The organism is Corynebacterium sp. MSK047 (assembly GCF_030232285.1).
Lineage (GTDB): Bacteria > Actinomycetota > Actinomycetes > Mycobacteriales > Mycobacteriaceae > Corynebacterium > Corynebacterium jeikeium_D.
The window spans coordinates 115,455-124,537 of sequence record NZ_JASPJI010000007.1 but is presented as its reverse complement, the minus strand read 5'-3'; the positions used below and the strand labels follow the sequence as shown (position 1 = coordinate 124,537).

Genomic DNA, 9,083 nt, shown 5'->3' with positions numbered 1-9,083 from the left:
TGCTTATATCCGCCCGATTTACCCAGCCTAATCAGCAGTAATGCTGAAAGTCAGACACACTTTTTGCTACTTAACCCTGCGGTTACGCAATGCGTGGAGTCGAAGGGCTATCCTGGTTACTCCCTTTGGATACCCCTTTGTGCTGGCGGTTTGTCGGTGTGTTGTTCCCCGGCAAGGCTGCTACAATTTGCTCGAATGCGTCAAGTGGTTTGATGTTTTGTTTTTCGGGGAAGAAATTTGAATACACAACTTGAAAAGGGTTTGGATTTGTCGCGTCACCGTGTCTCTCGTCGTCGCCACAACTCTCGTCGCGGTGTAGTCGGGCTTACGGTCGTGACTGGGCTAACCTTTGGCGCCGTAGGTTTGGCGCCGATTGCGTCTGCACAGGATGAACAGCCAGCCCCGGATCTGGCTACTGCAGACGGCATTATTGCAGAGCTGGAGAGGATTTCTCGGGATACCGAAGCGGTTTCTGAGGAAGTTACCGAGCTGGATTCCCAGGTTCAGGCCAAGGAAGAGGAACTCCGGCACGCCGAGGGGGAGCTGAAGCACTCTGAGGATCAGGTTCTCCGAGCACAGGATGACCTCAAGGCGCTCTCTGGTGAGATTTCTTACTTCGCGAAGAAGCGGATGCGTGGTGAAATCGTCGACCCATTGTCGGCCGCCCTGGGATCTGCCAGTGCTCAGGACGCTATCGACCGTGCCGGTTACATCAACAAGATGTTCCGCGACAACGATGAAGTCGTCAGCCGTGCGGTGCAAGCCCGCAAGGATGCTGAGGATGGTAAGGCCAATGCGCTGCGTCTGCAGGGCGATATCCGCAAGCAGCTCGATGACCTGGCTAAGCGTCGCGATGATTTGGACAAGCGCAGCGCCGAATTTGATGAGCGCGCCGAGCATGTCAAGTCCATGGTTGATTCGCTGAGCCCCGAACAGCGGGAAATCTGGATTTCCAAGAACAACCCAATTACCGAAGGGCTGGATAAACTGCTCGGATCTTCCGCCGCAGTTGATGCCGCGATGTCGAAGCTGGGCTCCCCGTACTCGTGGGGAGCTGCTGGTCCCTCTGAGTTCGATTGCTCGGGTCTGATGTACTGGGCGTACCAGCAGATTGGTAAGTCCATCCCGCGGACCTCGCAGGCGCAGCTCGCCGGTGGTACTCCGGTGAGCCGCGACCAGCTGCAGCCGGGCGACATCATCGGTTACTACCCGGGAATCACGCACGTGGGCATGTACATCGGCAATGGTCAGATTGTCCATGCTTCCGACTACGGTATTCCAGTCCAGGTCGTTTCCATCGACCAGGGTGGCCCGTACCAAGGCGCTGTCCGCTTCTAACTAGCGGCAGGTGGCCTCGCGTCCTTTTAGTCAAGGTAGATAAACTCGGCTCCATGTCTGCGCGCGTACTGCTCATTACGAATGACTTCCCGCCTCGCGATGGTGGAATCGAGTCCTACCTGCGTGATTTCTGTGCTCGTTTGGATCCGGAGAACCTCGTAGTCCTCGCGTCCTCGCGAGCTCCGAAGGAAAAGCTCCGCGCCTACGACGAGTCGCTACCGTACCGTGTTTACCGCATGCGTGATTCCGTGCTGCTGCCACTGCCGCACGTAGCTCGTCGCGCCGCTCAGATTATTCGCACCGAACGCATTGACACCGTATGGTTTGGTGCCGCCGCGCCACTTGGTTTGCTTGCCGACGCATGCCGTCGCGCAGGTGCCACCCGCATCGTTGCTACCACTCACGGACATGAAGTGGGCTGGTCGATGCTGCCATTGGCCCGCCAGATGCTGGGGCGCATTGGTAAGAGCTCCGATGTTGTGACCTATATTTCCCGCTACACCCGTGGTCGATTTGCGGCAGCCTTTGGTCCGCAAACAGCATTTGAACGCCTGCCTTCCGGTGTCGATATCGAGCGATTTTCCCCGGACCCCGAGGCGGGACAGAAGATCCGGCAGCACCACGGAATCGGTGAGTCCCAGCCGCTTATCGTCTGTATTTCTCGGCTAGTGCGCCGAAAAGGCCAAGATATGCTGATTCGCAGCATGCCTAAGGTTCTTGAGCAGCACCCGGATGCCAGGTTGCTGATCGTGGGCGTTGGTCCGTTGAACCGAGAATTGAAAAAGCTGGCAGTAAAGCTCGGGGTCTCCGAGCAGGTTATTTTTGCCGGCAAGGTCTCTTATGATGACCTCCCCGCCTATTACAATGCGGCCAGCATTTTTGCCATGCCCGCCCGAACTCGCGGACGTGGCCTCGATGTAGAAGGCCTCGGCATTGTCTACTTGGAAGCACAGGCCTGCGGTGTCCCTGTCATAGCTGGCAAGTCCGGTGGTGCTCCGGAGACCGTTATCGATGGCGAAACTGGCATCGTTGTCGACGGAGCCTCGAAGCGCAGCGTCGCCACCGGGCTGGTTGAGATTTTGGATGATCCGGAGCGCGCGGCGGCGATGGGAGCCTGTGGTCGGGAGCATGTTGTGCAGTCGTGGACCTGGGAGGTCATGGCTGCTCGGGCTCGCCGAATTCTCCGAACCTGCGCAATCCCTTTATAATCAACTGTTATGTCCACCGATATTCCGATTCATCCGAGCTCAGACGAGTCCGACGCCGCTGATCGCCCGGCTATCGGTTTTGATATCGGTGGAACAAACCTGCGCGCTGCAGTGGTCAGCGCTGATGGGCAGGTGTTGTATCGAGTTCAGACCAGTTCTGATGGCAGTGTGGATGCCATTGAACGTGGCATTGTCCAGACATCCGAGCGCTTGGTTGAACGCTTTCCAGATGTCAGCGCCATCGGTTTAGCTGTAGCTGGTTTTTTGGATTCTGACCGCCAGACGGTTCGTTTTGCCCCGCATCTGCCGTGGCGCGATGCGAACGTCGTCAAGCGTTTATCCTTGCTTCTCCCATGTCCGCTGCAGCTTGAGCACGATGCCAACTCGGCCGCCTGGGGTGAGTATCGCTTTGGTGCGGCTCGCGGTGCGGATAATTGGGTGCTGTTTGCGCTGGGTACGGGAATCGGCGGCGCGATGATGCAGGGTGGTGAGATTTACCGTGGCGCGTACGGCACGGCGCCGGAATTCGGCCACCTCACCGTTGTGCCGGATGGTCGTCCTTGCTCCTGCGGAAAGCGTGGTTGCTTGGAGCGTTACTGCTCGGGTACGGCGTTGGTTACCACCGCTCAGGAACTCTCTGAATCCGGTCGCTACTTCTCGCGGCTTACCGACGGGCTCGTGGCCGGCTCGGTAACTGGTACCGATGTCGTCTCGGCTGCTCGCCAGGGGGATGAATTGGCTCTAGCTGCGATTGATGACTTTGCTACCTGGCTGGGGCGTGGCCTGTCGATGGTGGGCGATGTCTTTGATCCGGAATTGATTGTTATCGGTGGCGGTGTTGCCTCGGCGTCTGATCTATACCTGGACAAGGCCAAGGCCGAGTTTGCCCGCAATCTCACCGGTGCTGGCTATCGTCCGGTAGCGGATGTGCGAGTCGCTGAACTAGGTGCGGATGCTGGGTTGATTGGTGCGGCGGATATTGCGCGCAGCGTTGTGGCTGCCGAGGGTGCGACATCGTCGTAAAGCGTCAATTTGGGGATTGCAGGGGAATTCGCCCGCGAAAAGGTGGGGGAATGGCTGCGGAGATGGATCGTCGGACCAACTGAACCTGTATAGTTTTAAACTGTGAATAATCGCTGGTACAAGTTCTTTAAGTACATCCTCATTGGCCCTTGGCTGCGGATCTATAATCGCCCGTACTACATCGGTGGTGAGAAGATTCCTCAGGAAGGTCCAGCGCTGATGGCGTCGAACCACCTTGCTGTGATGGATCACTTTTTCTTCCCACTGGTCTGCCGTCGTCAGCTGACGTTCCTGGCGAAGGCGGAGTACTTCACCACGCCGGGCTTTGTCGGCGGTATCCAGAAGTTCTTCTTCTCCTCGGTGGGGCAGGTGCCGATTGACCGTACCTCTGGTGATGCAGCTCGCGATGCGCTGAACGCCGGCTTAAAGGTGCTGTCACGCGGTGACCTGCTGGGCATTTCCTTGGAAGGCACCCGTAGTCCGGATGGTCGACTGTACCGCGGTAAAACCGGTGCGGCACGTGTAGCGCTGGAGTCCGGTGTGCCGGTGTTCCCAATGGCGATGATTGATACGGAGAAGGCCAACCCGATTGGTTCGTGGATTCCTCGTCCGGTGAAGGTCGGAACGATTATCGGCGATCCGATTGATCCGTCGGAGTACAAAGCCAAGTACAGCGATGAGTATGAAGCGGCCAGGGCGCTGACGGATGACCTGATTAAGGAAATTCAGAAGCTTTCGGGTCAGGAATATGTCGATGCTTACGCGACTGATGTGAAGAAGTCCTTGGAGGCCGGCACCGGCTATCCAGCGGGAACCGAGCCGGGTGGAGAGCTGACCACTCCGGCTCCGGGGCCGAAACCGACCCCTCGTCGCTGGTTCCGACGCGCTCGCTAGAATAATTAGGCGCAGATAGTTTTCGCGACAGTGGGGCTGCACACTTCCTAGGGCGATTCGGTGCATGGGAAAGATTTGCGCGGTAGGGCTCCACGGTCTTTTGGTCGCGAGGTAGCCGACGCGAGGCCGAGGCTGGAGAGGATTCCACACCGTGCGTTATTTTTATGACACCGAGTTTATTGAAGACGGCAAGACTATTGATCTTGTCTCCATCGGTGTCGTAGCTGAGGATGGCCGCGAGTACTACGCGGTGTCTACCGAGTTCAATGAGAGCAAAGCCGGGCCGTGGGTTCGGACCAATGTGCTCAATCAGCTGCCCAACCCCTCATCTCCGCTGTGGAAGAACCGGGACACGATCCGCGAGGAACTGCTGGCATTTTTCACCGAACCCGGTACGGGCAGCCCAGAGCTGTGGGCTTGGGTAGGCGCCTACGATCACATTGCGTTGGTGCAGCTTTGGGGTGATATGACCAAGCTGCCGCAGTTCATGCCACGTTATACCCGTGAACTCAAGCAGTACTGGGAGATGGCGGGCAAGCCACGGTTGCCGAAACAGACTGCAGGTAAGCACGACGCGCTGGCAGATGCCCAGCACAATCTGCTGAAGTTTCAAAAGATTGCCCAGAAGTTGCCGCTTGATTAAGCAGCGGAGTTCGAATATTTGGTGACCTGACTAACACCCTTCTGGCAGGGGCACTACAATGAACTTCTGTGAGTTGGACTATTGATCTCCCTGTAGATGACCTGCCCGATCTGCCACCGCTTCCCGGCGACATGGCTGAGCGTTTTGCTGATGTCGTATCCCGCCAAGCCCTACAGCAGCCAAGCTGGGATGCCCGCGCCGCTGCAAACGTGCGTCGCATTCTCGAATCGGTGCCGCCAATTGTGGTCGCGCCTGAGGTTCGTAAGCTTCGTCAGGAGCTTGCCGACGTCGCTAATGGTAAGGCCTTCCTGTTGCAGGGTGGCGATTGTGCGGAGACCTTTGAGTCTAATACTGAGCCGCACATTCGCGCCAATGTGAAGACCTTGCTGCAGATGGCCGTTGTGCTGACCTACGGCGCATCCACCCCGGTCGTAAAGATGGCTCGTATCGCTGGTCAGTACGCCAAGCCGCGCTCGAAGGATATCGACGGCGACGGTTTGCTTAGCTACCGCGGTGACATGGTCAACGGCGTTGAGCCGACCGAAGAAGCTCGAGTTCACGACCCAGCTCGAATGGTGCGTGCTTACGCCAATGCCTCTGCGGCGATGAACCTGGTACGTGCACTGACAGGTTCGGGCACCGCTGACCTGCACCGTCTGCACGAGTGGAACCGTGAGTTCGTCAGCAACTCGCCGGCTGGCGCCCGCTACGAGGACCTGGCACGCGAGATTGATCACGCACTGCAGTTCATGGCTGCCTGTGGTGTTGCGGACTCGAACCTGCAGACCGCGCAGATTTACTGCTCGCATGAGGCGCTGGTTGTTGACTACGAGCGCGCTATGCTGCGCCTTTCTGAAAACGATGGCAACCAGGAGCTGTTCAATCTCTCCGCGCATCAGCTGTGGATTGGTGAGCGCACCCGTGGCATTGAGGACTTCCACATCAACCTGGCTGCCATGATTGGCAACCCCGTCGGTGTGAAGATTGGCCCGACCACCACGCCGGAGGAGGCTGTCGCTTACGCCGACAAGCTCGACCCGTTCTTCCAGCCAGGTCGCCTGACCCTGACTTCGCGTCTGGGCAATGACAAGGTTCGCTCCGTGCTGCCTCCCATCGTTGAGGCTGTGGAAGCTTCTGGTCACAAGGTCATTTGGCAGTGCGACCCGATGCACGGCAACACTTACTCGGCCTCCAATGGTTACAAGACCCGCCATTTCGACCGCATTGTCGACGAGGTTCAGGGCTTCTTCGAGGTGCACCGCTCGATCGGTTCGCACCCGGGCGGTATCCACGTGGAGCTGACCGGCGAAGATGTCACTGAGTGCCTCGGTGGCGCGCAGGACATTTCCGATGTCGACCTGCCAGGCCGTTACGCATCCGCTTGTGACCCGCGTTTGAACACTCAGCAGTCGCTGGAGCTGGCCTTCCTGGTTGCCGAGATGCTGCGCAACTAGTTGCATCCAGCTCAGCTAGGTACAACTAGCCCAGCTAGTGCACCGCCGCACTCATTAGCGCGCCGCACTTTTTACAGAGTGCTGACCGAAATGCTGTCACCCGCCGTGGCCTTAGCGCCCGGTCGGGGTGACTGCAATACGATGCGATCGTTCTCGTTCGCAGAGCCGTCGATGTCGAGCTGAAGATGCTGTTTCTCCGCTTCACGACGTGCCTGCGCAACAGTTTTACCCAGCAGCTGCGGAACCTTCACTGCTCTGGATACGGTCAGCGTGACAGTCGCATCATTGGGGTTAACCAGACGACCCGCACTCGGTGAGACTGCGTCGACACGGCCGTAGTCGCGCGAGGAGGAGGACGAGTCCTTTACTTCGCTTACCTCAATGCCCTCGCGCTGCAGAATTTGGCGAGCAGTATCCTCCGACTTGCCCACTACATTGGGCACTTCGATGCCGTTGTTAATGGTCAACGTCACAGAACTACCGCGTTCGAGGCCAGTGCCTTCCTCAGGAGACACGGAAAGAACCTCTTCCGGCTCAGCAGAGGAGGAGAACTCCGCCGATACTTCTCGGACCTCCAGCCCGGCCTTGCTCAACAGCTCACGAGCTTCATCCTCTTGAAGCCCCACGATCTTTGGCACCTTCACCGGTGCTGGCCCCTTGGAGTAATGCACAGTCACAACTGAGCCAACCTCGACGGTCTGTCCTGGAGCAGGAACCGCAAAGACCAAGCCGCCGGTGGAGACATCATCGGAAAAGACGGGGTCTCCGACCTCTTCTTTCAACGTCCGCTTAGCTAGGGCAGCGCTGAACACTTCCTTTGAGTGGTTCGCGGGATATGCGGGCACAGTCGGGCGGCCGAGACTGACCAGTACGCGAACATCATCACCGCGGACAACCCGCGCTCCAGCCAGGGGGTCCGAGCCAATAATCTGGGACACTGCGACATCGTTGTCGTAGCGCTCATCAACCACCGGTTCAAAGCCCGCCTCACTGATTGCGGTCATCGCCTGTGGTTGCGACAGCCCAGTGATAGAGGGCACTTCGCCATAACGGCCAGAGCCCAGCCACCACGCGCCAAGCCCCATGCCCAACGTGGCAACCAGGGCGATAATCAGCCACAATGCACATCCACGGCGCGTCCGCTGTCGGGTAGCTCGACGGCTCTTAGGCGTCTGAGTCTGAGCAGATCGCGGCTGCGGATGCTGTGGGTGCTGTGGGCCCTGAGTGTCCGGCGGCAGCGGATATTCCGGAGCGCCTGGAACGTCGGCTGGTACGAGAGCTCCACCAGACGGCTCCGGGGATTCCCAGCCAGGGGGGGTGTACTCGTCATAGCGATCGAAAGTGCGTGTCCGCCCCGCATCCGGGTCGTCGAAATCATCGAAAACGTTTGGTGGTCCCGGTGGTCGGGAAGAAACGGGGCTACCGGGTGCGTCCGTCGAGAAGCCATAGCCGTCGTGACCGAAGCGCTCGGGTGCCGTCTCTGCGGTGCCGTGTCTGTCATCGAAATGGTCGTTGCCCGGTCGGTGGAAGTCCTCTGTGAGCCCCTCCATGGCGGCAGCGTTGGCGGCTGCTGAATTGACGGGCGACGGCACGCGGAATGGTGGCAGCGCGAGTTTGTCCGCAATGTCTTCGAGTGCGTCACCGAATTCCTCGGCCGTCTCAAACCGATCCTCCGGCCTGCGGGAACAAGCGCGGGCGACCAACTCGTCGAACTCCTCGGGAACGCCGTCGATGAGCTCCGAGGGGGGCGGGACAGCTTCGTTCAATCGCTTCATGGCAACGCCGAGCGAAGAATCGGCGATGAATGGAGTGGTGCCGGTAAGCAGCTCAAAGAGCAAAATACCCGCCGCATACACATCGGAGGCAGGGGAGATGGATTCACCCGTGACCTGCTCCGGAGCCAGATAAGCGACGGTGCCGACGATGACCGAGTTAGAGGTCACCTTGGCATCAGCGGCCGCGCGCACTAGACCGAAGTCCGCCAGCTTCACTCGCCCGTCCGAGGCAATGAGCACATTTTCCGGCTTGATATCGCGGTGCACCATGCCGCGGGAATGCGCCACCGATAGGGCGCGCAGAACCGAGCGCATTACAACGGCAGCTGCATGCGGAGGCATCGGACCGCGCTGACGGAGCAGCTCGCGGAGGGTCCCACCGTCGACGAATTCCATAATGAGGAAAACATGCCCCGCCGGGTCCGTGCCCTGGTCGTAGACGTTGACGAGCGACTCGTCATTGAGGTGCGCGACCGCGCGGGCCTCACGTTCGAAGCGGATGCGGAAAGACTCGTCGTCGACAAAACGCGGATCCATGACCTTTGCGGCCACCCTGCGATCGAGCCGCAAATCGGTGGCGCAGTACACGGTGCTCATGCCACCGTGTGCGATGGTGGCTCCGATGCGGTAGCGACCATCGAGAATCTGCCCCTCGACAAGCTGCGACATAAACCAGCCTTCCCTGTTCCAATCAGTTGCTTCTAATAAGTATATGGGGACGTACCTACTGCAAGGCCAACGCGCTAAA

General features: G+C 58.9%; 7 protein-coding genes. 6 read left to right on the top strand and 1 reads right to left on the bottom strand.

Translation table 11 applies throughout. The features are described 5' to 3' along the window. Positions 1–267: 267 nt before the first annotated feature. The 6 genes from QP981_RS04435 to QP981_RS04410 all read left to right on the top strand — a co-directional run bounded on the left by QP981_RS04435 (position 268) and on the right by QP981_RS04410 (position 6,560). Positions 268–1,338: an NlpC/P60 family protein gene (locus tag QP981_RS04435; RefSeq protein ID WP_350309465.1), complete on the top strand. Its 1,071-nt coding sequence runs from the start codon at positions 268–270 to the stop codon at positions 1,336–1,338. Between the two features lie 53 nt (positions 1,339–1,391). Further along, positions 1,392–2,546, top strand: a complete 1,155-nt coding sequence (locus QP981_RS04430) for a glycosyltransferase family 4 protein (RefSeq protein ID WP_284857464.1) — start codon at positions 1,392–1,394, stop codon at positions 2,544–2,546. Positions 2,547–2,555: 9 nt separating this feature from the next. Next, a complete protein-coding gene (locus tag QP981_RS04425) occupies positions 2,556–3,569 on the top strand; it encodes an ROK family glucokinase (RefSeq protein WP_147721787.1) in 1,014 nt (337 codons plus the stop codon). Positions 3,570–3,671: 102 nt separating this feature from the next. Then, positions 3,672–4,463 carry a lysophospholipid acyltransferase family protein gene (locus QP981_RS04420; protein ID WP_016423019.1) on the top strand — a complete coding sequence of 264 codons (792 nt, stop codon included), beginning with the start codon at positions 3,672–3,674 and terminating at the stop codon, positions 4,461–4,463. Positions 4,464–4,614: 151 nt separating this feature from the next. Next, positions 4,615–5,106 carry a polyadenylate-specific 3'-exoribonuclease AS gene (locus QP981_RS04415; protein WP_048731205.1) on the top strand — a complete coding sequence of 164 codons (492 nt, stop codon included), beginning with the start codon at positions 4,615–4,617 and terminating at the stop codon, positions 5,104–5,106. 68 nt (positions 5,107–5,174) lie between these two features. Next, a complete protein-coding gene (locus tag QP981_RS04410) occupies positions 5,175–6,560 on the top strand; it encodes a class II 3-deoxy-7-phosphoheptulonate synthase (RefSeq protein WP_005510339.1) in 1,386 nt (461 codons plus the stop codon). A gap of 71 nt (positions 6,561–6,631) precedes the next feature. Here QP981_RS04410 and QP981_RS04405 read toward each other — a convergent pair whose 3' ends face one another. After that, positions 6,632–9,004 carry a PASTA domain-containing protein gene (locus QP981_RS04405; RefSeq protein WP_284857465.1) on the bottom strand — a complete coding sequence of 791 codons (2,373 nt, stop codon included), beginning with the start codon at positions 9,002–9,004 and terminating at the stop codon, positions 6,632–6,634. Positions 9,005–9,083 lie beyond the last annotated feature (79 nt).

Excerpts from the sequence above, each read along its gene's own strand:
- QP981_RS04430 (WP_284857464.1), top strand. The coding sequence starts at position 1,392 with ATGTCTGCGCGCGTACTGCTCATTACGAATGACTTCCCGCCTCGCGAT.
- QP981_RS04425 (WP_147721787.1), top strand. The coding sequence starts at position 2,556 with ATGTCCACCGATATTCCGATTCATCCGAGCTCAGACGAGTCCGACGCC.
- QP981_RS04405 (WP_284857465.1), bottom strand. The coding sequence starts at position 9,004 with ATGTCGCAGCTTGTCGAGGGGCAGATTCTCGATGGTCGCTACCGCATC.